This is a genomic window from Streptosporangium pseudovulgare (assembly GCF_014648055.1).
Lineage (GTDB): Bacteria > Actinomycetota > Actinomycetes > Streptosporangiales > Streptosporangiaceae > Streptosporangium > Streptosporangium pseudovulgare.
This window is the reverse complement of record NZ_BMQJ01000006.1, coordinates 291,369-315,413: the sequence shown is the minus strand read 5'-3', so window position 1 is coordinate 315,413 and position 24,045 is coordinate 291,369. Positions and strand designations below refer to the sequence as shown.

The window sequence follows — 24,045 nt, the reverse complement described above, 5'->3', positions numbered from 1 at the left end:
CCCTCCCGTCGAATGAGCTATGCGACGTTGAGGTTACCGTGATTTACCCGTTATGTGGAGAAAGAGTTTCAGACCCGATGTCCTTTTCTCGCCACCTTGACCGGTTGTCAGTGAACCGGGCAAACACGGACCGTGGCCATACCGACTCCACGGAGTGAGGCCCGGATCCCCGCCTGAGCGGGGTCCCGGGCCTCACCGGAACGTGATCCGGAGCCTCACCGGAACGTGGTGAACCTCTCCGGAACCGCGGCGCCGAGCCTCAGACCGCCGTCCCGGCCGGCTCGACCGGCGGCTCGGCGGGCTGTCCCTTGATGGACCTGATCAGGAGCTGGGAGACGTCCACGACCTCCAGGCTCTCCTTGGCCTCGCCCGCGTTCTTCTTCTCGTTGATCGAGTCGCCCAGCATGACCAGGCAGAACGGGCAGGCGGTGGAGATGGTGTCGGGGTCGGTGGTCAGAGCCTCGTCCACGCGCTCGGTGTTGATGCGCTTGCCGAGCCGCTCCTCCATCCACATCCGCGCGCCGCCGGCGCCGCAGCAGAAGCCGCGGTCCTTGTGCCGGTGCATCTCCTGGGTCCGCACGCCCGGCACCTTGGCCATGATGTCGCGCGGCTGGGAGTAGACCTTGTTGTGGCGGCCGAGGAAGCAGGGGTCGTGGTAGGTGATCTTCTCGTCGATCGGCGTGACCGGCACCAGCCGGCCCTCGTCCACCAGCCTGGCCAGCAGCTGGGTGTGGTGGACGACCTCGAAGGTCCCGCCGAGCTGCGGGTACTCGTTGGCCAGGGTGTTGAAGCAGTGCGGGCAGGTCGCGACGATCTTCTTGACCCCGGCCTCGTTCAGCGTCTCGATGTTCTGCTTGGCCAGCATGTCGAAGAGGTACTCCATGCCCAGGCGGCGGGCCGGGTCACCGGAGCACGCCTCCATCGGGCCGAGCACGGCGAACTTCACGCCCGCGACGTGCAGCAGCTCCGCGACCGCCTTGGTGGTCTTCTTGGCCCGGTCCTCCAGGGCGCCGGCGCAGCCGACCCAGAAGAGGTACTCGGTGTCCTCGGGCATCTTCTCGTCGACGAGCTGGATCTCGATGGGGTCGTCCTCACGGGAGGCGAGCTCCTCGATCCAGTCGGCCCGCTTCATCTCGGACATCCCCCAGGGGTTGCCCTTGTTCTCCAGGTTGCGGACCATGACGCCGGCCTCGGTGGGGAAGTTGGACTCCACCATCGCCTGGTAGCGGCGCATGTCGAGGATGTGGTCGATGTGCTCGATGTCCACCGGGCACTGCTCTACGCAGGCGCCGCAGTTGGTGCAGGACCACAGCACGTCCGGGTGGATGACGCCGTCCTCGCCGACCAGCGGCTTGTCCAGCAGGGCGAGCACGTCCTCGTGCAGGTCGGCGCGCTGCTCCTCGGTCGCCATGAGGTACGGCGCGATCTTGAAGGCGTGGTCGCGCTGGTCGAGGATCAGCATCTTCGGCGACAGCGGCTTGTCGGTGTTCCAGGCCGGGCACTGCGACTGGCAGCGGCCGCACTCGGTGCAGGTGTAGAAGTCGAGGAAGCCCTTCCAGCTGACGTCCTTGATGCTGCCGCGGCCCAGCCGGTCGCCGTCGAGGTCCTCGTCCTCGAAGTCGACGACCTTGCCGTCGATCCGCAGCGGCTGGGCGGGGCCGTTGCCGTCGGGACGACGGGAGAACATCACGTTCAGCGGCGCGGTGAAGATGTGCAGGTGCTTGGAGTTCACCACGATGACGAGGAACACCAGCATGACGCCGATGTGCAGCAGCAGGCCGACGCCCTCCAGCACCTCGTTGGCCGTGGTGCCCAGTGGTCGCAGCAGCGCGGCGGCCGCCTCGGAGGCGAACGCCCCGGAGGCGTAGGGCAGGTTGCCGGTGTTGAAGGCGGCGCCTCGGAAGAGGAACATCGTCCAGATCACGTTGAAGATCATGAAGAGGACGAGCCAGGCGCCGCCGAGGTGCGAGCCGGAGAATCGCGACCTGCGGCCGAGCTTCTTGGGGGAGTTCTTGATCCGGATGACCGTGAAGGCCACCAGCCCGATCAGGGCGGCGACCGCGATGAAGTCCTGCAGGAAGCCCAGTACGGGCCAGGTCCCGATGAGCGGGATGTGGAAGTCCGGCCGGCCGGTGACGCCGCCCTGGATCAGCGCACCGTACGCCTCAAGGTAGACGGTGGCCAGGATGAAGAACGCCCACATGACGAAGAAGTGGGCGGTGCCCGAGGGGGTCCACTTCAGCAGCTTCTTCTGCCCGAAGACCTCGACGAGCTGGGCCTTGATCTCCGCGCCCACGTTGTTCCTGGCGTACTCGATCCGTTCGGGCGCGGGTGGCCCGGCGGTGGCGAGGTTGTAAAGGAACAGCACGCGACGCGCGGCGAGTGTGACCGCGACGGCTGTCATGACCAGCCCGATGACCGCTACCCAGAGCACGGGGTCCTCCCACAGACGGCTTTGGCTGCCAGCGTACGACCGCCGGTCATCCACGGTGACGACGGGTTACCACGGATCCTACCCATCGGTAACATGTCGTCGATCCCGGACCCGCGGTGACCGTGGTCACCCTACGGTCAATCCGTGTCCAGAACAATGCTCTACGGGCGCGGCGGGAGCCGTACGGCGGATCCGGGCGGGCCGGTCAGTCCTCGTCCAGGTACCGCTGGATCGTCGGCGCGAACAGCGCGACCAGCTCCTCGACGCCGGCCGAGGCGAGCGGATCGAGCCGCAGCACGTGCCGCATCACGAGCAGGCCGAACATCTGGGAGAAGGCGGCCTCCATCCGGATCCGCGGAACGCCGAGGCCCCGGGCGGCCCGGTCCAGCAGCTCCTCGGTGAGGAACTCCCGCACCATGGCGGCCACCTGGTCGTTGGTCATCGCGGTGCGGATCATGGCCAGCAGCGGCTGGCGCGCCTCCGCGTCCGCGGTCAGCGTCAGGACGAACCGGACGATCCGCTCGCCGACCTCCTCGCGCGGCCCGCCGATGAGAACCGGGACGACCTCCTCGGGGTTCAGCGGCAGGTCCATGACGGCGACGAACATCCCCGCCTTGCTCGTGAAGTAATGGTGGACCAGCGCCGGGTCCACCCCCGCCGTCCGGGCGATCCCCCGGACGGTCGCCCGGTCGAACCCCTTCTCCGCGAAGATCTGGCGCGCGGCCGTCAGGATCTGCCCCCGGGTGTCGGCCGACCCCGGCCTGCGCCCCGGACGCCGCCTGACCGCCGACGCGTCCTCCGCTCCCACGTCCCCGCGCCCTCCGCCCCGCGCCCCTCAGGCCTTCGAGGGCGCGGTGAGGTGGCGGCGGGCGAAGGCCAGCGCCTCGGTGAGGTCGTCGATCCGCTCGGTACGGCTGGCCGCCTTACGCGTGTTGATCTCCAGCACCACCAGGCCGCCGAAGCCGCCGCCCGCCAGGCGCTCCAGGATCGCCGCGCACGGCTGGTTCCCCCGGCCGGGGACCAGGTGCTCGTCCTTGTTCGCCGTCCCGAGGCCGTCGGCGAGATGCAGGTGGGCGACCCGATCGCCGAGCTTGCCGAACATCTCCATGGCGTCGACGCCCGACACCGCCGTGTGCGACAGGTCCAGCGTCACCTGGGGGAAGTCGTAGTCGACCGGGTTCCAGCCCGGCGAGTAGGGCACCACCTCGTTGCCCCTGGCCCGCAGCGGGAACATGTTCTCCACCGCGAAGACGATGTCGGTCTCCTCGCGCATCCGGGCCAGGCCGGTCTCGAACTCGCGCGCGTAGTCGCGCTGCCAGCGGAACGGCGGATGCACCACGACCGTCCGGGCCCCGACCCGCTCGGCGGCCCGCTGCGCCCGCTGGAGCTTGGCCCAGGGGTCCTTGCCCCACACCCGCTGGGTCACCAGCAGGCAGGGGGCGTGGATGGCCAGGATCGGCAGCTGGTAGTGGTCGGACAGACGCTCCAGGACGTCGACGTCCTGGCTCACGGGGTCGGCGCCCACCATGATCTCGACACCGTCGTATCCGAGACGCGCGGCCAGCTCGAAGGCGTCCGGGGTGCGTTCGGGGTAAACCGACGCGGTGGACAAAGCAATCTTCGCACTGGATTCCCGGACAACGCTCATCTGTCTTTCCCTCCGGTTCGGAGCTCGCACGAACGGGCGTCGCGGCGTCCGCCGGTCCGCACGTCCGCCGGGGTCTCCGGACCGCCTACCCGGGACGCGCGCGGGCTTGCCTCCCCGCGCCCGGCGTCCCATCCGCTTCGCTCGCTCACCTTGCCAGCCTAAGCGCGCCGAGCGACCTGTGGAGTCGGCCTCGCGGATGCGACGGAGAACACACCGCTACCGTGAACGCATGCCGAGGCCGTTGAGGGGCGCCATCCCCAGCCCGAACATCTGGAACACCCCGCACGTCTACGAACTGGAGAACCGCGCCGTGGACCCGGAGGGGCGCGCCGAGGCGGCGATGGCCGCCATCCGGCCGTGGGACGGCGCGACGGTCCTCGACATCGGCTGCGGAACCGGCTACCACCTGCCGTCCCTGGCGGCCACGGCCTCCCGCGTGATCGGCGTCGAACCGCACGAGGGCCTCGCCCAGCTCGCCCGGCGCCGCTGCCGGGCCCTGCCCGGCGTCGAGGTCCACGTGGCCACCGCCCAGGCCCTGCCGCTCCCGGACGCGTCGGTGGACGTCGCCTTCGCCCGCTGGGCCTACTTCTTCGGCCCCGGCTGCGAACCCGGCCTCGCCGAGCTCTCCCGCGTCGTACGGCGCGGCGGCGCGGCCTTCGTCATCGACCTGGACGCCACCCGCGGCGCGTTCGGCCGCTGGTTCAGCCGGTCGGTCCCCGCCGCCTACTCCGCCGAGGCCGTCGAGCGTTTCTGGACCCGCCAGGGGTGGCACAGCCGGCCGCTGGACCTGCGCATGTCCTTCGAGCGCCGCGCCGACCTGGAGGCGGTGCTGCGCATCGAGTTCACCCCCGAGGTCGCCGAGCAGGCCGTCGCCGAGACCCCCGGCCTGGAGATCGACTACCCCAACGTGCTGCGCTGGCGGCGCTTCTGACCCCGGCCGGCGGGGACGGGACCGGGGGCCGGGAACGGGATCGCCCGCCGTACGGCTTGACCTTGACGCTGGCGTCAACGCCTACCGTGACGGATGAGGAGGTCCGAATGCGGATCGGAGAGCTCGCCAGACGTGCCGGGGTCAGCACCCGGGCGCTGCGCTACTACGAGCAGCAGGGGCTGATCACCGCGCGGCGCGCCGCCAACGGCTACCGCGAGTACAGCGAGGCGGACCTGCGGCTCGTCACCGAGATCAGGTCGCTGCTCACCGTCGGCTTCACGCTGGAGGACGCCCGGCCGTTCGTGGCGTGCCTGCGGGCCGGACACGAGTCGGGGGCCTCGTGCCCGGAGTCGGTGGAGGTCTACCGGCGCAAGCTGGCCGAGATCGACGGCGAGATCCGCACGCTGCTCACACGCCGGGCCGAGGTGGCCGCCCAGCTCGGCGCGGCGTGCCCGGGATGCATGTTCGGGCCGCCTCCCGACCGGAACGAGGGAGAATCATGATCACTTTGACCACCGACAACTTCGCCGAGCAGGTGCTGGAGAGCGACAAGCCCGTCCTGGTGGACTTCTGGGCCGAGTGGTGCCCGCCGTGCCGGATGATCGCGCCGGTCCTGGAGCAGATCGAGGCCGAGTACGGCGACCGCCTCACGATCGCCAAGCTGAACTCCGACGAGCACCCCGAGATCGCGGCCCGCTACGGCGTCACGGGCCTGCCCACGCTCAACCTCTACAAGGGCGGCGAGGTGGTCCGGCAGATCGTCGGCGCCAAGCCCAAGCGCCTCCTCCTCGCCGACCTGGAGGGCCACATCTAGGTTCCGCTCCGCGGGCCTTCACGGTGGCGGGTCCCCACGGGACGAAGCCGGGCCGAGGCCGGGGCACGCGGACCCGGGACCGGAAGGTCCGGGCGTCCCGCGCGGGCCGGGCGGCTCAGTGCCGTGTCCAGACCCAGGCCTCGCTGTCCTCGTCGTAGTCGGGGTTGCCGCCGACCGCGACGACCAGGTCACCGTCCGGGGACCGCGCGAGGTCGTTCACCACGGGGCCCGACTGGGTGCCGGGCGTCCTCCCGTACGTCCAGCCGGCGCCGTCGAAGTGGAGGATCGTCCTCTCCCCGTCCCCGTCCCCGTCCCCGTCCCCGGCGCCCCGGCTCTCGCCGCCGGCCCAGATCCCGCCGTGCCCGTCGGACTCCACGGCGGTGAGGCGCGTGTCCTCCGGGAGAGGTCCGGCCTCGCTCCACCGGCTCCCGTCCCAGCGCAGCAGGAACTGGCGCCTCTCCTGGTCGGACACCTCGGCCGTGCCCAGCGCCCACGCCTCGTCCGGTGACACCGCGAGCACGCGGTCCAGGACCGCGCCCCGCGCGCCCGGCACGGGCGGCACCGGTACGGGGTCCCACCGCTCCCCCGTCCAGTGCATGATCATGGCCTGGTCTCCCGACCGGCCCACCGCCCACACGTCGCGGGGCGACAGCGCGCCGAGATCGTTCACCTCCGCACCGGGCGGCAGCGGCAGATCCGACCAGCCCGAGCCGTCCCACCGGACGAGGAACGGGCGCGCGGGGTCGCCCCGGGTCGTGCCCGCCGTCCACACGTCGCGCGGCCCCGCGACGGCCGCCGCGCGCAGCCAGAGCCCGCCGGACCCGGCCGTGCCGCTCGTGCCCGTGCCGCTGCTGCCCGCGGCACCGCCTGTACCGGCCGTGCCGTCCGTGCCGTTCGTACGGTCCGGCCCCGCCGTGCCCGCCGTGCCGTTCGTGCCCGTCGTGCCGCCCAGGCCGCCCCGGGCGGCCCACCCGGTGCCCGTCCAGCGCCAGGCGCGCCCGTCGTCGGCGAACACCCACAGGTCGTCGCGGGACGACGCCGCCAGCAGCCGGAAGGAGACCTCCTCCCGTCTCCGGACGGGCGGGGCCACCTCGCGCCAGGCGCGGCCGTCCCAGTGGGTGATCAGGGTTTCGCCCTCGTCCACCGTGCCGGCCGCCCAGGCGTCGTCGGCGGCGAACGCCACCGCGCTCGTCATCGACCCGCCCCACTCGCTCACCTCGGTCTGGGCCCACGGGGGCGCGGACGGGTCGGGCGACGGCGACACGACCGGGGCGCGCGGGGCCGCCGTCGTGCCGGGCGATCCCCGGCCCGGACCGGCCGTTCCGGGCGTCCCCCCGGCCGAGGGCGACCGGCCGGCCGTACCGCACGCCGTCAGCAGCGCGACCAGCATCACGATCGTCACCAACCGTCCGGACATGGCCAGATCGTACGCGCCGCCGCCCGGCCGCGGCAGTCCCTCCCGCCCGCCTCGTGCGCCCTCCCGCTTCAGGGTCCGTCCCTCCCCGTCCACCTCGGACCTCCCCGGCCTCCGGGCCCACCCGCTCCCGGCCCGCGGTGGTCCCTCCCGCCCGGCGCGCGCCGCGGACGGGTGAAAGTTGTCGGTCGGTGCCGGTAGCGTGCGGCCATGGCTAAGAAGGTCGGCTATCGCTGTGGTGAGTGCGGTTGGCAGACCGCCAAGTGGGTGGGTCGCTGCGGTGAGTGCCAGGCCTGGGGCACCGTCGAGGAGGAGACCGCGCGCGCCGGCGTGCATGTCGCCTCCGCCGGGGCGGTGTCGGCCCCGGCGGTCCCGATCGGGCAGGTCAAGGCCGAGGTGGCGCACGCCCGCGGCACCGGCGTGCCCGAGCTCGACCGGGTGCTCGGGGGCGGCGTGGTGCCCGGCGCGGTGATCCTGCTGGCCGGGGAGCCCGGCATCGGCAAGTCCACGCTCCTGCTCGACGCCGCGGCGAAGATGGCCCGGCAGCAGACCGTGCTGTACGTCACGGGCGAGGAGTCGGCCGCCCAGGTCCGGGTCCGGGCCGACCGGATCGGCGCGATCCAGGAGCACCTCTACCTCGCGGCCGAGACCGACCTGGGCGCCCTGGTCACGCACGTCGAGAAGGTCCGGCCCGACCTGCTCGTCGTCGACTCGGTGCAGACCATCGGCTCTGCCCAGGCGACCGGCGTGCCCGGCGGCGTCACCCAGGTCAGGGAGGTCGCGGGCAACCTGGTCCGGCTGGCCAAGGAGCGCGGCATGTCCACGGTCCTGGTCGGCCACGTCACCAAGGAGGGCTCGATCGCCGGCCCCCGCACTCTGGAGCACCTGGTCGACGTGGTGCTCCATTTCGAGGGCGACCGCCACTCCCGGCTCCGCATGGTCCGCGCGATCAAGAACCGCTACGGTCCCGTCGACGAGGTCGGCTGCTTCGACCTGCACGAGGACGGCATCGAGGGGATCGCCGACGCCAGCGGCCTGTTCGTCTCCCACCGCACCGACCCCGTGCCCGGCACGTGCGTCACCGTCACTCTGGAGGGCACCCGGCCGCTGCCCGCCGAGGTCCAGGCCCTCGTCGCCCGGACCGAGGCCCAGCAGCCGCGCCGCTCCACCTCCGGGCTCGACGCCTACCGCGTCACGATGGTGCTGGCCGTGCTGGAGCGGCGGCTCAACGCCAAGCTGGGCGGCTGCGACGTCTTCACCGCCACCGTGGGCGGCATCAAGCTCAACGACCCGGCGATCGACCTGTCGGTGATGCTCGCGGTGGCGAGCGCGGCCGGGGACAAGGCGCTGCCGTCCGGGCTGGTCGTGATGGGCGAGGTGGGCCTGGCCGGTGAGCTGCGCCCGGTGCGCGACGTACGGCGCCGCCTGTCGGAGGCCGCCCGGCTGGGCTTCACCCGCGCCCTCGTCCCGGCCGGTTCCCTGGACAGCGGGCGCCGCAAGGGCGCGGACCGCTCCCTGGTCCCGGTCGGCGGCCGGGCCGCGGGTTTCGCACCCGGCTTCGACGTCATCGAGGCGGAGAACGTCTGGGACGCGCTCACCCACGTCACCTGAGGCTCCCGGTGAGGACCCGCTCTCCGGGTTCCGATGAGGCTTCGTGGGTAAGCTGGGCCTGACGCGCAGACCACGGGGGTCAAGTGGCAACGACGTACAAAGGACTGGACGAGCGCCGCAGAGCCGTCCTGGCCGCCGTCGCACCGGGCACCGCCCTCCGCGACGGCCTGGAGCGCATTCTGCGCGGTCAGACGGGCGGCCTGATCGTGCTGGGTTACGACCGCACGGTCGAGGAGATCTGCAGTGGCGGCTTCGAGCTCGACGTCGAGTTCTCCGCGACGCGGCTGCGCGAGCTGGCCAAGATGGACGGCGCCATCGTGCTCAACTCCGGCGATCTGCGGATCGTCCGCGCGGCCGTGCACCTGATGCCCGACCCGTCCCTCCCGACCGACGAGTCCGGCACCCGGCACCGCACCGCCCAGCGGGTGGCCGTGCAGACGTCCCTTCCGGTGATCACCCTCAGCAAGTCCATGCGGATCATCGCCCTCTACCTCGACGGCGTCCGCTACGTGCTGGAGGAGTCCGCGGCGATCCTCTCCCGGGCCAACCAGGCCCTGGCCACGCTGGAGCGCTACAAGCACCGCCTGGACGAGGTGTCCGGCACGCTCTCGGCGCTGGAGATCGAGGACCTGGTGACGGTCCGCGACGTCGCGGTGGTCGCCCAGCGCCTGGAGATGGTCCGGCGCATCTCCGAGGAGATCGCCGGATACGTCGTCGAACTCGGCACCGACGGCCGCCTGCTCTCCCTGCAGTTCGACGAGCTGGTGGCCGGCACCGAGACCGACCGCGAGCTGATCGTGCGTGACTACCTCCCCACGGAGGGCCGCCGGCGCGGGTTCGCCGAGGCCCTGCACCACCTCGACGAGCTCTCCTCCAGCGACCTGCTCGACCTGTCCGTCGTCGCGCGGGTCCTCGGCCATCCGGGCAGCGACGCCCTGGACACCTCGGTGAGCCCCCGGGGCTACCGCCTGCTGGCCAAGGTCCCCCGTCTGCCGGGCACGGTCGTCGACCGCCTGGTCGACCAGTTCGGCAGCCTGCAGAAGCTCCTGGCCGCCAGCATCGGCGACCTCCAGGAGGTGGGCGGCGTCGGCGAGACCCGGGCCCGCCACATCCGCGAGGGCCTCTCCCGTCTCGCCGAGTCCTCCATCCTGGAGCGCTACGTCTGACGCATCCTGGAGCGCTACGTCTGACGCATCCTGGAGCGCTACGTCTGACGCCGTCGTGGCCGCCCCGGATGTCCCTTCCATCGCGGAATGCCGCGTCTGGCGGGTCCGCCCTTCACCTGTTCGAGCCGCGCTCCGAGCCCCGGAACCCCGCCGCGGGGTCGTGCCGGACGGACCCCGCCGCGGAACCGTACGGACCGCACTTCGCCGGGATTTTCCGTCACCTCAGGTGGAAGACAGCCCTGTCGCCTTTGAGGCCCGGGGTGCCGACCGCGGCGACGTACGTGCCCGGCCGGGCCGCCGCGCCCTCGATCGCGCAGTCGGCGCCCGACCGCCGGCGGTCCCAGACGACCTCCCGGACGTACGGCACGCCCCGCTCCAGCCGGTGGAAGTCGTCGGCCCCGCCGCTGACGCAGTCGGCGGAGGACCACACCCGGTCGGCGCCGGAGGTGATCCGCACCTCCATGGCCTGCGGCCCGACGTCGGCCCGGCACGGCGTCTCGCCGGTGTTGACGAGGGTGAGCAGGAACTTCGGCTGGACGCCCGGCCCGTAGATCTCCCCCGTCCCGCGCACGCTCAGCACGAGGTCGGCCGGGGAGCAGGGGCCGCCGGGCCGCCCGTCCGCCGCGGCCGAGGACGACGGCGACGCGGACGGGGACGGTGACGGCGGGGACGGCGTCCCGGGGGAGGTGGTGACCGTCACGGTCGGCAGGGCGGCCGACACCGCGTCCGGACCGGCCGGCCGGTCGGCCGAGCCCTCCTTCCGCGGACGCTCCGGCTTGCTCGACGAGCAGGCCCAGGCCACGACGGCGACCACCACGAGCACGCCGATGAGTGCGACCACCCGGCGCCGCCAGTAGACGTCCGCCCCTATTCCGCTACGGAAAGTGTCCGGGTCCATGCGTACAGTATGGGGACCGTGGGTGGAGCGACAGGGGAGACCCGCCGCTGTCACGTGTTCCGCGTCGGCGGGAAGGGGGCAGGCGGTCGCCGCCCCGCACTATCGTCGAAGCGTGCCCGAGTCGAACCCTCTCCTGGACCCCGTGCTCGGCTGGTACGCCGAGCACGCCCGCGACCTCCCCTGGCGGGCCCCCGGGGCCTCCCCCTGGTCGATCCTGGTCAGCGAGATCATGCTGCAGCAGACGCCCGTGGTCCGGGTGCTGCCCGTCTGGACCGAGTGGATGGAGCGCTGGCCCACGCCCGCCGCCCTCGCCAAGGAGCCTCCCGGCGAGGCCGTACGCCACTGGGGACGCCTCGGATACCCGCGCCGCGCGCTCAACCTGCACGCCTGCGCGCGGGCGATCACCGAGCGGCACGACGGGGAGGTGCCGTCCGACCACGCCACCCTGCTGGCGCTGCCGGGCGTCGGCGAGTACACCGCGGCCGCGGTGGCCAGCTTCGCCTTCGGGGGCCGCCACGCGGTCCTGGACACCAACGTCAGGCGGGTCCTGGCGCGGGCCGTGCGGGGCGAGGAGTATCCGCCGAAGGCGACCACGCCGCCCGAGCGCAGGCTCGCCGAGTCGCTGCTGCCCGGCCCGGACGAGGCGCCCGTCTGGGCGGTCGCCGTCATGGAGCTGGGCGCGCTGGTCTGCACGGCCCGGGCCCCGCGCTGCGCCGACTGCCCGGTCAGCGCGCTGTGCGCCTGGCGCCTGGCCGGCAAACCGCCCTACGACGGGCCCGCCCGCCGGGGGCAGTCCTACGCGGGCACCGACCGCCAGTGCCGGGGACGTCTGCTGGCGGTCCTGCGCCAGGCCCACGGTCCGGTTCCCAAGGCCGCCCTGGACGCTGTCTGGGAGAGCGACACGCAGCGGGAGCGCGCCCTGGACGGCCTCGTCGCCGACGGGCTGGCCGAGGTGCTGGACGACGGCACCTACCGCCTGCCCGGCTGAACCGCCGGCCGGCGCTCAGGCGGCCAGGCGCAGGCCGAGCGCGGTGAGGTTGGTGCGGGCCCAGTCGAGCTCGTCGGCGATCGCGGTGACCAGCGCGCCGGGGCCCTTGGTCCGCACCGGCACGGCCAGGTCGTGGGTCTCGACCTCGATGTGGGCGGTGCCGTTCACCGCGCCGGAGAGCATCGCGGTGAGGGTGTCCTCCAGGATCGGGCGGGTGCTCGGGAGCTCCCGGCAGGCGTCGCTCACGTGGTTGTGGACGTGACCGAGCTTCACCACCGGGGCGCCTGCGTCGGCCAGGCCGCGCAGCGCCGTGCCCGGCTCCTCCGCGCCGCCGGCGAGGTGGCAGGCGTCCAGGCAGACGCCGAGGTGCTCGGAGTCGATGTCGCAGACCCGGTCGAGGGCCTGCTTGGTGGTCTCCAGCACGCAGCCGGGCCACGGCTCGAAGCCGACCCTGATGGTCTTGCCGGTGACGCTGTACAGGCCGCGCAGCTCACGCGAGAGGCGCTCCAGGCGGCGGGTGGCGATCGCGTGCAGGTCGGACGGCCAGTCGCGGCGCCAGCCGATGGGGATGGTGGAGATGCTGCCGAAGCGGACGTCCTCCGGCAGCAGGAAGGCCAGGATCTTGGCCAGCGCCATCGTGTAGCGGTAGCGCTCGGGCTTGGCCCAGTCGGGGCCGGGGGCGTCCTGGTTGCGCCCGCCGGTGCCGTTGAGGCTGACGACCTCCAGGCCGCGCTCCTCCAGGGAGCGGCGCAGCCGTACCAGCTCGATCCGGTCGGCGATGAGGTGGTCGGCCACCCCCGGAGACAGCCAGAGGCCGACGCCCATCCGGTCGACGCCCAGGCGCTTGCGCACCGGGACCGCGTACCGGGTCAGGTGGGCGATGAGGTTCTCCAGGTCTTCAGCGGGATGCACGCCCGCGTTGTAGGACAGGTGAACGAGCGTCCCGTCCTCGTGCCGCAAACGCATCCGATGCCTCCAAGGAGTGCTCTGTACGGCGATCCCGGACGCCCGCGCGGAAACCCGAGCCGCGGGCCGGCGGGTCCTTTGCCGCCGAGGGTTCGACCGGATCCGCCGAGCTTCCCGCTTGGGCACCGGTCCCCGCGTCATCCCCGGAGCCGATACGTCGGTACGTCGGCGGGCTGACGTCGGGACCGGTCACGGCGTGACCGCCGAACCAGGTCACGCCGACGAGCCGGCCGAATCACTCTACAGAGTGTAGTACTACCTACGGTGGCGGTATACCTTCTTCCGTAACAAATGAGCGGACCCCGCCGTGAGACTGCTCACGGGGGGTCCGCTCAGAGTTGTGCCATCGAGTTGTGCCACCGCCGGATCGACGCCGGGCCGGCGCCGATCCGGACCGGGTCAGTGCTGGATCGGCTCCGCGATCGCGGCCGCCGAGTCGGGGACCCGGTCGGTCGGCGCAGCCTCGCCGACGAAGACGAACTTGGCGGCGTCGCCCTCGCCCTCGATCGAGACCTTGACGATCTGGCCGGGACGGAGCTCGCCGTACAGGATCTTCTCCGACAGCGTGTCCTCCAGCTCGCGCTGGATCGTCCGGCGCAGCGGCCGGGCGCCCATCACCGGGTCGTAACCGCGGTCGGCCAGCAGCTGCTTGGCCTCCTGCGAGACCTCCAGGCCCATGTCGCGGTCCTTCAGACGCTCGGCGACCTGCGCCAGCATCAGGTCCACGATGCTGATGATCTCCTTCGGCGTGAGCTGGTGGAAGACCACGATGTCGTCGACGCGGTTGAGGAACTCGGGCCGGAAGTGCTGCTTGAGCTCCTCCTGCACCTTGGCCTTCATCCGGTCGTAGTTCGACTCGGTGTCGTTGGACTTCGCGAAGCCCACCCCGATGCCCTTGGAGATGTCCCGGGTGCCGAGGTTGGTCGTCATGATGATGACGGTGTTCTTGAAGTCCACCACGCGGCCCTGGGCGTCGGTCAGACGACCGTCCTCCAGGATCTGCAGCAGCGAGTTGAAGATGTCCGGGTGGGCCTTCTCGATCTCGTCGAAGAGGACCACGGAGAACGGCTTGCGCCGCACCTTCTCGGTGAGCTGGCCGCCCTCCTCGTATCCGACGTAGCCGGGGGGCGAGCCGAACAGCCGGGAGACGGTGTGCTTCTCCATGAACTCGGACATGTCCAGCATGATCAACGCGTCCTCGTCCCCGAACAGGAACTCGGCCAGCGTCTTGGACAGCTCGGTCTTACCGACGCCGGACGGGCCGGCGAAGATGAACGAGCCACCCGGGCGGCGCGGGTCCTTCAGACCGGCGCGGGTGCGGCGGATCGAGCGGGACAGGCCCTTGATGGCGTCGTCCTGGCCGATGATCCGCTTGTGCAGCTCGTCCTCCATGCGGAGCAGCCGCTGGGACTCCTCCTCGGTGAGCTTGAAGACCGGGATGCCGGTGGCGGTCGCCAGGACCTCGGCGATGAGCTCCTCGGTGACCTCGGCGACGACGTCCATGTCGCCGGCCTTCCACTCCTTCTCCCGGCGCTCGCGCTTGAGCTGGAGCTGCTTCTCCTGGTCGCGCAGCGCGGCGGCCTTCTCGAAGTCCTGCGCGTCGATCGCGGACTCCTTGTCGCGCCGCACGTTGGCGATCTTCTCGTCGTACTCGCGCAGGTCCGGCGGCGCGGTCATGCGGCGGATGCGCATGCGCGAGCCGGCCTCGTCGATCAGGTCGATCGCCTTGTCGGGCAGGAACCGGTCGCTGATGTAGCGGTCGGCGAGCTGCGCGGCGGCCACGAGGGCGCCGTCGGTGATCGAGACCCGGTGGTGGGCCTCGTAACGGTCGCGCAGGCCCTTGAGGATCTCGATCGTGTGGCTGAGGCTGGGCTCGGCCACCTGGATCGGCTGGAAGCGGCGCTCCAGCGCGGCGTCCTTCTCCAGGTGCTTGCGGTACTCGTCGAGGGTGGTGGCGCCGATGGTCTGCAGCTCGCCGCGGGCCAGCATCGGCTTGAGGATGCTGGCGGCGTCGATCGCGCCCTCTGCGGCGCCCGCGCCCACGAGCGTGTGCAGCTCGTCGATGAACAGGATGATGTCGCCGCGGGTGCGGATCTCCTTGAGCACCTTCTTGAGGCGCTCCTCGAAGTCACCGCGGTAGCGGGAGCCCGCCACCAGCGCGCCGAGGTCCAGGGTGTAGAGCTGCTTGTCCTTGAGCGTCTCGGGAACCTCGCCCTTGACGATCTTCTGGGACAGGCCCTCGACGACGGCGGTCTTGCCGACGCCGGGCTCACCCACCAGGACCGGGTTGTTCTTGGTCCTCCGGGAGAGGACCTGCATGACCCGCTCGATCTCCTTGTCGCGGCCGATGACCGGGTCGAGCTTGCCCTCACGGGCGGCCTGTGTCAGGTTGCGGCCGAACTGGTCCAGCACAAGGGAGGTCGACGGCGCCGACTCCTGCGGGCCGCCCGCGGCGGCCGGCTCCTTGCCCTGGTAACCGTGGAGCAACTGGATCACCTGCTGCCGGACGCGGTTGAGGTCCGCCCCCAGCTTCACCAGCACCTGGGCGGCCACGCCCTCGCCCTCACGGATGAGGCCGAGCAGGATGTGCTCGGTGCCGATGTAGTTGTGACCCAGCTGCAAGGCCTCACGGAGCGACAGCTCAAGGACCTTCTTGGCGCGCGGGGTGAAGGGAATGTGCCCCGAAGGCGCGGACTGTCCCTGGCCGATGATCTCCTCGACCTGCTGACGCACACCTTCGAGGCTGATGCCGAGGCTCTCCAGAGCCTTGGCGGCAACGCCTTCACCTTCATGGATCAAGCCAAGAAGAATGTGCTCCGTACCGATGTAGTTGTGGTTGAGCATCCGGGCCTCTTCCTGGGCCAGGACGACAACCCGCCGTGCGCGGTCGGTGAACCTCTCGAACATCTCGTCGCTCCTCACAGAGCGGTCAGGCAGGTCCGGGATATCCGGGCCCTGTCATCCCGCATGGTAGCCCCGCCCAGACGACCGCTCTATGAACGAGACGTTCCCCGGGAGCAGGGCGTTCACCCTCCATCCAACTACTTACCGGGGGTGAGATGTTCCCGCTACGCCGCAAGCGAACGACGTTTATAGACGATCAAACGCGTCATGCGGTCATGGCCGCCACCGGACCCCACCGTGGCCGCCATAACCGCATGATTCAACGATCCCGCGAGCAGTCGCGCGTCACTCGCTAGTGAGCCGCTTCGTACTGCTCGACGATCTTGGAGGCGATACGGCCGCGCTCGCTGACATTAAGGCCGTGCGACTTCGCCCAAGCCCGGATGTCGGCGCTCTTCTCCCGCGTGAGAGCCCTGCTGCCGCCGGCGCGACGGCGACGCGGAGCCGCGCCGGAACGGCGGGCGCTCTGCACGAAAGGCGACAGGGAGTCGCGGAGCTTCTTCGCGTTTACTTCACTGAGATCAATCTCGTAGCTCGTGCCGTCAATCGCGAAGGCGACCGTCTCATTGGCCTCGCCCCCATCGAGGTCGTCGATGAGAATCTCCTGGATCTGCTTGGCCATCTACGCAATCCTTTCGCGGAGTATTGTTTCATTCGCTAGCCAAACATATACCCGCCATCGGGGGGCGGCAATTCCGGGACCCCGGCGATTCTCCCGGGAACCCGACCGGAACCGGACGGCCGCGATCATCCGTCCTGGGGCCCGGGGACGTCCTCCCGTTTTGCCGGACGCCGGCCGGCGGCTTCACTGCGAAGAAGCTTGACCACTCCGTAGATGAAGGCCCCGCCGACGACCACCGGGGGTATCAACGCGGACAATACGTCGTTCATTCGTCCTCGCTCCGCACCGTGGGTGACTTTCTGGGGACCGTGGAATTCCTGGGGCGGCGTGGCCCGCCCGCGGACGGGAAGCCGCTGGGACCGGTGGACGCCCACCCAGAGACGACCTTAGCGTCACCGGGGGGCGGCACGGGCCCCCGGGACCGCCCATCTCCACCTTAATGCTTCTCTCCAGCCGTCTTACCGGTTGCCGTCCGTAAAGCCGGAGGGAAAAAACCGACAGGACGATCATCTGATGATCACTCCGCCGAAAAACCAATGTCAACTACGGCCACTTGACAGCGACTCCCTCCCGGCGATCCCGAAAACCCCCTGCTCACAAGGGCTTTTCGGCCGCAACAGAAAAGATCTTGCCGAAGCTCCGGATCATCATCGCCGGGTCGACGGCGGTAATGTCAAGAGGACGGGAACACCCGGGTGGGCCCCGCCGGGCCTCGCCCTCTTCGGTGCGCGGCCGGTTCCGCGGTACGCCTTCGCCCCACGGAACAAGACGGATCTTCATCGCTTTCTTCCCAAGCCTACGGCCCCCGGGCGCAAGGAACATAGTCGTAGCCCTTATAACCACCAAACCGCCGGGCCGGTGACGTCCCGCTAACCGGGGCCGGATCCGCGAGAACGCCTTCCCGGGCACGGCGGGAAGGCGCACCGGCATTCCCCGCCGGGCCGGGAGAAGGCGCGGGAAGTCGCGGGCGGCCGCGGCACGGCCCGCCCGTCACCCGCCATTCGCCGGACGTCACGGAAGTTCCCCCGGTAACTGTCACCCCATTGACGTCCGATAGGCACCCGGCGTGACGGCACGGCCGATCCACGGGGTTTGTCGTGACCGGAAGCGCACTTGGAAGGCTCCATAACGCCCTCCCCGGGGAAGCCCGGAAGAAGGCCCATAACGCCCCGCGCGGACGCACCCGGGTTCACGCCCCGCCACAGCCGTCTCCGGACGCCGTTACCGTCCCTTCCGGAGTTCCGTTACCCCGCTCGTTTCCCTCCACACACGAAAAAACGGGGCCGGCGGTTCAACCCGCCGGCCCCGTTTTTCGGGAACTACCGGAACTACCTGGTCTTCACGACCGTCGTGCCGGCGGCCTTGTCGTGCAGGCACTGGTGCAGCGGCTTGTCCCACAGCTGCCAGAGCACGTTCACCAGGGAGAAGATCCCGATGATGAAGCCCACGATGGGAAGGCCGCGCAGGATGGACGGGCCCCACAGGACGCCCGCCCGGCTCATGGCCTTGTTCGAGGGGAGCCCCTCGGCCTGGGGCGCCCCGCCGACCGGCACGACCTTGATGCCCATGGCCATCTTGCCGACGGTCTGCCCCTTCGCCTTCAGCATCAGGAGCTCGTAGACGAAGTAGATCAGCCCGCCGATGACGCCGGTGAGGATGCCGGCGAGCAGCACCCCGCTCCCGACGCTGTACTCGCCGGTCTCCATGTTGAAGGACGGCGCGGTGACCAGGAGCCCGGTCAGCACGAGGGTGATGACGAACGTGGGGATCGCCAGGATCAGACCGTCGATGAGGCGGGCGACCAGGCGCTGCCACCACTCGGCGAGCGGGGCCGACACGCCCGGGGCGTGGCCGCCGTCCCACTGCGGGGTGTAGCCCTGCTGGCCGTAGGCCTGCTGCTGGGCCGCGTAGCCGGGCTGCTGGCCGTACTGCGCGCCGTAGCCCTGCTGGCCGTACGCCTGCTGCTGGTCGTAGGAGGGCTGCTGGCCGTAGCCCGGCTGGGCGCCCTGGCCGTACGCGCCCTGGTCGTACGACGGCTGCTGACCGTAGCCGCCGGGCTGGGAGTTCTGCTGGCCGTAGGCGCCCTGGTCGTAGGACGGCTGCTGGCCGTACGCGCCCGGCTGGGCGCCCTGCTGACCGTACGGCTGCTGCTGGTCGTAGGACGGCTGCTGGCCGTAGCCGGGCTGGGCGCCCTGCTGACCGTACGCCTGCTGCTGGTCGTACGACGGCTGCTGGCCGTACCCCGGCTGGGAGCTCTGCTGGCCGTACGCGCCCGGCTGGGCGCCCTGCTGACCGTACGGCTGCTGCTGGTCGTAGGACGGCTGCTGACCGTAGCCGGGCTGCCCGCCCTGGCCGTACCCCGGCTGGGGGCTCTGCTGACCGTAGGACGGCTGCTGGCCGTAGCCGGGCTGGGCGCCCTGCTGACCGTACGCCTGCTGCTGGCCGTACCCCGGCTGGGCGCCCTGCTGACCGTACGCCTGCTGCTGGCCGTACCCCGGCTGGGCGCCCTGCTGACCGTACGCCTGCTGCTGGTCGTACGACGGCTGCTGGCCGTACCCGGGCTGCCCGCCCTGGCCGTAGGCGCCGGGCTGACCGTAGCCGGGCTGGCCCTGCCCCGGACCGGTGTTGTCTGTCCGATATCCCACGATTGTCGCGTCGGGATCGAGTTCGTCGGGGCCTCTGCCCATGTCGTGCGAGCCGTATCCGGAGTGTCCCGACGGTGTGCGGTCGCGGTCGGGATCATCCTGCGGATACGGCGGCTGTCCGGTGGTCACCGCGTCACCTCACTTCGACTACGCATGTGGCGCGTTCGAGACTCACATGCACGTTGCAGCACAAGGTATCGAGATAGGCGTCCGAGAGTCACCTTTTGTCACAGTCGTAACCTGGGTCGCCGTGCCGGAGCTCGGGCGGCAGATGGAGCAGCATCCGCGTGTTTCCCAAGGTGTTCGGCTTGACGTGCTCCAGGTCGAGGAACTCGGCGACGCCCTCGTCGTAGGAGGCGAGCAACTCGGCGTAGACCTCGGGCGAGACGGGCGTGCCCTGGATCCGCCGGAAGCCGTGGCGGGTGAAGAAGTCGACCTCGAAGGTGAGGCAGAAGACCCTCCGCAGGCCGAGTTCGCCGGCCGTCCGGATCAGCGCCGAGACGATCAGGTGGCCGATGCCCCGGCCCCGGCACTCCGGATCGACGGCGACGGTGCGGATCTCGGCGAGGTCCTCCCACAGGACGTGCAGCGCCCCGCAGCCCACGACGGCCCCGTCCCGCTCGGCCACCCAGAACTCCTGGACGTCCTCGTACAGGGTGACGGTGGCCTTCTCCAGCAGCCGCGGCCCGGCGCCGCCGTAGGTGTCGACCAGCCGCCGGATCGCCCGCACGTCCGGCGTACGGGCGCGGCGGACTGTGATCCCGGCGAACCCGGCGAACCCGGCGAACCCGGCAGACCCGGCCGTCGTCCCGGTTTCGCCCTCCCGGGACCCCGGCGCCGGGGAGTGTCCCGCAACCTGCTCCATGACCGATCAGCGTACGTCCTCGTCGCGCCCCCATTACGGTCCGGCCGTAACTTCGGTCACAACGGCACCGTCCGGTGCACGGCGTCACCGCCGTCTCACCCGGCCGGAAACGCCGGTGACGGCGGCCATTCGCCCTCGGCATGGACCGGGATCTGCGATGACATAGGCGGTATGCCACTCGGAACGGCATAGGTCCAGGTTGACAGGTGCGTGGATCATGAAAGTATGTGATCTGCCCGTGACTTTCCGGTTGTGAAAGCTCTACCGAGTTTGTGGTTCTGGTTGAGCATGAACCTCCAATTGCACTAATGTCCGTGCTCGATGTCAGCGTCCCCCGAAATGCTGACCCGCCGAATCCCCGGACCCGGGGAGCCGGGGACCCACCCTCCGCGTGTCCCCAGGGGTGAATCCGAGCCGCCACCGGCGCGCTCGGTAGGGCTGCCTCCGGCCCGAACCCGTCAGCTAACCCGGTAGGCGGCCAAGAGAGGAGCCTGTTGGTGAAGCGCACGCCGAGCCGTGGCAGTAGGCGTTCGGCCGGACACGTCCCGATGCGGGAGCGCGTCTCCCACCGCCTTCCCGGCCGGGCGGCGTTCATCGGGTTGGCGCTCACCCTCCTCGCCGTCGGCGCCCCCCTGACGTCCGCCGGCGCGGACCCCAAGCCCGACCTCCAGCAGCTCGCCAAGCAGGTCGAGAAGCTCCACGTCGAGGTCGAGACGCTCAGCGAGCAGTACAACGGCGCGCGGGTGAAGCTCAAGCAGGCGCAGCGCGCCGCCGAGGTGGCCAAGAAGAACCTGTCCGCCAGCGAGACGGAGCTGGAGTCCCGGCGCGCCAAGGCCACCCTCCTCGCGCAGAGCGCCTACATGTCGGGGGGCCTGGGATCCACGCTCGCCTTCACCCAGTCGAACGACCCCGACTCCTTCCTCGACCAGGCCACCACCAGCTACGCCCTCCAGCAGCGGCAGAGCGAGGAGGTCGCCCAGGTCGCCCGGGCGCTCAAGGTCGCCGAACAGGCCCGGGCCGGCGCCGCCGCCCGGTCCGCCGAGGTCAAGAAGCTCCTGGCGGAGCTCGGCGACAAGCGCTCCAAGATCGAGCGTCTGGTCGGCAAGCTGGAGGGCAGCCTCTACCGGGAGGTCCGCGACCGCGCCGAGAACATGCGCGGCCGGGCCACCAGGCTCAGCGTCCCGATCGTGGGCCAGGGCAAGGCGGCCGAGGCGGTGCGCTGGGCGCTCACCCAGCAGCTCAAGCCGTACGTCTGGGGCGCCGAGGGGCCCAACTCCTTCGACTGCTCGGGCCTGGTCATGTGGGCCTACCAGAAGGTCGGCATCAGCCTGCCCCACTACACCGGTGACCAGTGGACCGCCGGCACCCATGTCTCCCGGGACGACCTGCGCCCCGGCGACCTGGTCTTCTTCTACAGCGACCTGCACCACGTCGGGATCTACGTCGGCGCCGGCCTGATGATCCACGCCCCGCAGACCGGCGACGTGGTCCGCATCGCGCCCATGGGCAACCGGCCCTTCGCCGGGGGCGTGCGCGTCGCCGACTGAACCCGGCCGGGAGGTACGGCTGAGCCTGGCCGGACGTACGACCGAACCCGGCCGGGCCCAGGCTGAACCGGCCGGGCGTACGGCGTCAGATCAGGCGACGGCGGGCGGCCCAGGCCACGGCCTCGATCGCGGTGGCCACGCCGATGCGGTCACAGATCCCGCGCAGCCTGCGCCGGACCGTCCGGCCGCTGATGTCGAGGCGGCGGCCCACCCTGTCGACGGTGACGCCCTTGGCCAGCTCGGCGAGGAGCACGAGGTCCTCCTCGCTGAGATCGATATCCTCCGTACCCGGAAGGCTTTCGCCGCGGCGGGAATCCACTTCCGGATATGCCATCTAGCCACTCCCCCCGCAACGGGACTAAGGCGTGAGCACGCTGGAATCGAGGTCGCCCGTCAGGAACGGTAAACGCCCCGTTCAAAGGTCGTCAAGCTCTGCTCTTCATAGAGGTGATGCGCACTATTGACAGAGTGGGCGTTACATGAAGTACTCATGATATGTCGGGCCCATTGTGATTAAGAGGCGGCCGACCCGGAAGCCGTGCCGCCGGACCGCCGTCGCGTCCGAGGTCATCGCCGCGATCCACCTCGCGGAACAGTGCCGCGGGTCACGCCGCGGGGCCGCCGCCGGGACGAGCCGTACGGCCGGCGCACACCGCATTTCCCCGGGAAAACGACCTGCTCGGCATGCGTCGCGCATCCCCGTTGACCGCATCCCCGTTGACCGCAGCCCCGGCCGTGTCCCCCCTGACGGCGTCGAGAAAATCACCGGGCAATGGATGTCGGATGAAACCCGCTTTCCGGCATTCCCGGGGGGGCGGACAGCGCGTCACCCGGATCATCGGCGAAATGACGTCTCCGCGCCGCGGAAGCCACGGGAAGCCACAGGAAGCACAGGAGACACAAGAGGCACAAGAGGCACAGGAAGGCGCGGGAAGGCGCGGGAAGGCGCGGGAAGGCGCGCCGGAAACCACCGGGCGACCGGGGCTTCCGGGCAACGGAACGAGCCCGCGGTCCATGGGGACCGCGGGCTCGTCCGGCGGGACCGGCCGGCCCAACCGGGCCGGCGACGCTCAGCCGGTGGGCTTGACCAGCGGGAACAGGATGGTGTCGCGGATGTTCTTGCCGGTGAAGGCCATGACGAGGCGGTCCACGCCGACCCCCACGCCGCCGGTGGGCGGCATGCCGTACTCCAGGGCGGTGAGGAAGTCCTCGTCGAGCTGCATGGCCTCGGGGTCGCCGCCCGCGGCGAGCAGCGACTGCTCGGTGAGGCGGCGGCGCTGCTCGACCGGGTCGGCCAGCTCCGAGAAGGCGGTGCCCAGCTCGGTGCCGAACCCGATGAGGTCCCACTTCTCGGTGAGCAGCGGGTTGTCCCGGTGCAGGCGGGCCAGCGGGGAGGTCTCCAGCGGGTAGTCCATGACGAACGTGGGCTGGATGAGGGTGTGCTCGACCAGCTCCTCGAAGAGCTCCTGGACGAGCTTGCCCTGACCCCACTTCGGATCCCAGCGGATGTCACGGGCGTCGGCGAGCTTGCGGACGTGCTCCAGCGGCGTCTCGGTCGTGATCTCCTCGCCCAGCGCCTCGGAGACCGACCCGTAGACGGTGATCCGCGGCCACTCGGGCAGACCCAGGTCGACCTCCTGGCCTTCGTGGACCACCACGGAGTGGCCGAGCGCGGCCACGACCGCGTTCTGGATCATCCGCTGGGTCAGGTCGGCCATGTCGTTGTAGTCGAGATAGGTGCCGTAGGCCTCGAGCATCGTGAACTCGGGGTTGTGGGTGGCGTCCGCGCCCTCGTTGCGGAAGTTGCGGTTGATCTCGAAGACCTTCTCGATGCCGCCCACCACGAGCCGCTTGAGGTAGAGCTCGATCGCGATGCGGAGGTAGAGCTCCATGCTGTAGGCGTTGATGTGGGTCTTGAACGGACGGGCCGTCGCGCCGCCGTGGATGCGCTGGAGCATCGGCGTCTCGACCTCGAGGTAGCCCTCGCCGTGCCAGAAGTCGCGCATGGCCCGCACGACGGCGCTGCGGACGTAGGCCATCCTCCGCGCCTCGTCGTTGACGACGAGGTCGAGGTAGCGCTGGCGGACCCGGGCCTCCGGGTCGGTCAGGCCGACATGCTTCTCCGGCAGCGGGCGCAGGCACTTGGACGTGATCGCCCAGCGGTCGGCGAGGATGGACAGCTCACCCCGGCGGGAGGTGATGACCTCGCCCTCGATGCCGACGTGGTCGCCGAGGTCGACGTCGCGCTTCCACGCGGCCAGGGACTCCTCCCCGACCTTGTCCAGGGAGATCATGACCTGGAGGTCGGCGGAGCCGTCGCGGATGGTGGCGAAGCAGAGCTTGCCGCCCGTCCGGGCCAGCATGACGCGGCCGGTGACGCCCACTTTGTCGCCGGTCGCGGTGTCAGCGGCGAGATCGGCGTATTTTTCGCGGATCTCGCCGTTGGTCGCGGTGCGTGGGAAGGTCACCGGGTAGGGGTCGACACCCTCGGCGCGGAGGCGGTCGAGCTTCTCCCGGCGCACGCGCATCTGCTCGGGCAGATCGTCGGCTGGGTTCGTCAGGTCAGCGGTCACACAGCCAAGGGTACCGATG

General features: G+C 70.8%; 19 protein-coding genes and 1 riboswitch. Of the genes, 7 read left to right on the top strand and 12 right to left on the bottom strand.

Going from position 1 to position 24,045, the window contains the following annotated elements:
• Positions 1-259 precede the first annotated feature (259 nt).
• The 3 genes from IEZ10_RS14980 to IEZ10_RS14970 form a co-directional block, all read right to left on the bottom strand.
• Positions 260-2,434, bottom strand: a complete 2,175-nt coding sequence (locus IEZ10_RS14980; protein WP_189247084.1) for a (Fe-S)-binding protein — start codon at positions 2,432-2,434, stop codon at positions 260-262.
• A gap of 205 nt (positions 2,435-2,639) precedes the next feature.
• On the bottom strand, positions 2,640-3,242 hold the full coding sequence (locus IEZ10_RS14975; protein WP_189247083.1) for a TetR/AcrR family transcriptional regulator: 603 nt from the start codon (positions 3,240-3,242) through the stop codon (positions 2,640-2,642).
• A 27-nt stretch (positions 3,243-3,269) separates the two neighbouring features.
• Positions 3,270-4,082: a sugar phosphate isomerase/epimerase family protein gene (locus IEZ10_RS14970; protein ID WP_189247082.1), complete on the bottom strand. Its 813-nt coding sequence runs from the start codon at positions 4,080-4,082 to the stop codon at positions 3,270-3,272.
• 229 nt (positions 4,083-4,311) lie between these two features.
• Here IEZ10_RS14970 and IEZ10_RS14965 point away from each other — a divergent pair, with 229 nt between their 5' ends.
• The 3 genes from IEZ10_RS14965 (at position 4,312) to trxA (ending at position 5,827) form a co-directional block, all read left to right on the top strand.
• Positions 4,312-5,013, top strand: a complete 702-nt coding sequence (locus IEZ10_RS14965; protein WP_189247081.1) for a class I SAM-dependent methyltransferase — start codon at positions 4,312-4,314, stop codon at positions 5,011-5,013.
• Positions 5,014-5,120: 107 nt separating this feature from the next.
• Positions 5,121-5,516 (top strand): MerR family transcriptional regulator, encoded by a 396-nt coding sequence (locus IEZ10_RS14960; protein ID WP_189247080.1) that lies wholly within the window; start codon positions 5,121-5,123, stop codon positions 5,514-5,516.
• A complete protein-coding gene (trxA, locus tag IEZ10_RS14955; RefSeq protein WP_189247079.1) occupies positions 5,513-5,827 on the top strand; it encodes a thioredoxin in 315 nt (104 codons plus the stop codon). The genes IEZ10_RS14960 and trxA overlap by 4 nt, the downstream gene beginning before the upstream one ends.
• 115 nt (positions 5,828-5,942) lie before the next feature.
• Here the strand turns inward: trxA and IEZ10_RS14950 are convergent, their stop codons facing one another.
• Positions 5,943-7,244, bottom strand: coding sequence for a hypothetical protein (locus tag IEZ10_RS14950; protein WP_189247078.1), 1,302 nt, complete (start codon positions 7,242-7,244; stop codon positions 5,943-5,945).
• 207 nt (positions 7,245-7,451) lie between these two features.
• Between IEZ10_RS14950 and radA the strand changes: the two genes are divergently transcribed.
• A complete protein-coding gene (gene radA / locus IEZ10_RS14945; RefSeq protein ID WP_189247077.1) occupies positions 7,452-8,852 on the top strand; it encodes a DNA repair protein RadA in 1,401 nt (466 codons plus the stop codon).
• An 83-nt stretch (positions 8,853-8,935) separates the two neighbouring features.
• Positions 8,936-10,018 carry a DNA integrity scanning diadenylate cyclase DisA gene (gene disA / locus IEZ10_RS14940; protein ID WP_229811272.1) on the top strand — a complete coding sequence of 361 codons (1,083 nt, stop codon included), beginning with the start codon at positions 8,936-8,938 and terminating at the stop codon, positions 10,016-10,018.
• A 217-nt stretch (positions 10,019-10,235) separates the two neighbouring features.
• Here disA and IEZ10_RS14935 read toward each other — a convergent pair whose 3' ends face one another.
• Positions 10,236-10,916 carry a hypothetical protein gene (locus tag IEZ10_RS14935; RefSeq protein WP_189247076.1) on the bottom strand — a complete coding sequence of 227 codons (681 nt, stop codon included), beginning with the start codon at positions 10,914-10,916 and terminating at the stop codon, positions 10,236-10,238.
• Positions 10,917-11,028: 112 nt separating this feature from the next.
• Between IEZ10_RS14935 and IEZ10_RS14930 the strand changes: the two genes are divergently transcribed.
• Positions 11,029-11,904 (top strand): HhH-GPD family protein, encoded by an 876-nt coding sequence (locus IEZ10_RS14930; RefSeq protein ID WP_308426274.1) that lies wholly within the window; start codon positions 11,029-11,031, stop codon positions 11,902-11,904.
• A gap of 15 nt (positions 11,905-11,919) precedes the next feature.
• Here the strand turns inward: IEZ10_RS14930 and IEZ10_RS14925 are convergent, their stop codons facing one another.
• From IEZ10_RS14925 to IEZ10_RS14905, 5 genes are all read right to left on the bottom strand, one after another.
• A complete protein-coding gene (locus IEZ10_RS14925; protein ID WP_189247074.1) occupies positions 11,920-12,870 on the bottom strand; it encodes a sugar phosphate isomerase/epimerase family protein in 951 nt (316 codons plus the stop codon).
• Between the two features lie 399 nt (positions 12,871-13,269).
• Entirely contained in the window at positions 13,270-15,777 is a 2,508-nt protein-coding gene (locus IEZ10_RS14920) for an ATP-dependent Clp protease ATP-binding subunit (protein ID WP_189247073.1), read from the bottom strand.
• Between the two features lie 289 nt (positions 15,778-16,066).
• On the bottom strand, positions 16,067-16,396 hold the full coding sequence (locus IEZ10_RS14915) for a histone-like nucleoid-structuring protein Lsr2 (protein ID WP_179822029.1): 330 nt from the start codon (positions 16,394-16,396) through the stop codon (positions 16,067-16,069).
• A 1,328-nt stretch (positions 16,397-17,724) separates the two neighbouring features.
• Positions 17,725-19,170: an RDD family protein gene (locus tag IEZ10_RS39950; protein ID WP_189247072.1), complete on the bottom strand. Its 1,446-nt coding sequence runs from the start codon at positions 19,168-19,170 to the stop codon at positions 17,725-17,727.
• A gap of 88 nt (positions 19,171-19,258) precedes the next feature.
• The gene (locus IEZ10_RS14905) at positions 19,259-19,906 is read right to left on the bottom strand and encodes an amino-acid N-acetyltransferase (RefSeq protein WP_229811271.1); all 648 of its coding nucleotides are present in this window, start codon (positions 19,904-19,906) and stop codon (positions 19,259-19,261) included.
• A gap of 338 nt (positions 19,907-20,244) precedes the next feature.
• Positions 20,245-20,398: riboswitch (cyclic di-AMP (ydaO/yuaA leader) on the top strand.
• Between the two features lie 5 nt (positions 20,399-20,403).
• On the opposite strand from IEZ10_RS14905, the gene IEZ10_RS40290 reads away from it, so the two are divergent.
• Positions 20,404-21,453 carry a C40 family peptidase gene (locus IEZ10_RS40290; RefSeq protein ID WP_308426273.1) on the top strand — a complete coding sequence of 350 codons (1,050 nt, stop codon included), beginning with the start codon at positions 20,404-20,406 and terminating at the stop codon, positions 21,451-21,453.
• A gap of 85 nt (positions 21,454-21,538) precedes the next feature.
• Here the strand turns inward: IEZ10_RS40290 and IEZ10_RS14895 are convergent, their stop codons facing one another.
• The gene (locus tag IEZ10_RS14895) at positions 21,539-21,787 is read right to left on the bottom strand and encodes a helix-turn-helix domain-containing protein (protein WP_179822022.1); all 249 of its coding nucleotides are present in this window, start codon (positions 21,785-21,787) and stop codon (positions 21,539-21,541) included.
• A 736-nt stretch (positions 21,788-22,523) separates the two neighbouring features.
• Positions 22,524-24,026 (bottom strand): bifunctional lysylphosphatidylglycerol synthetase/lysine--tRNA ligase LysX, encoded by a 1,503-nt coding sequence (gene lysX / locus IEZ10_RS14890; RefSeq protein ID WP_189247071.1) that lies wholly within the window; start codon positions 24,024-24,026, stop codon positions 22,524-22,526.
• Positions 24,027-24,045: the final 19 nt, after the last annotated feature.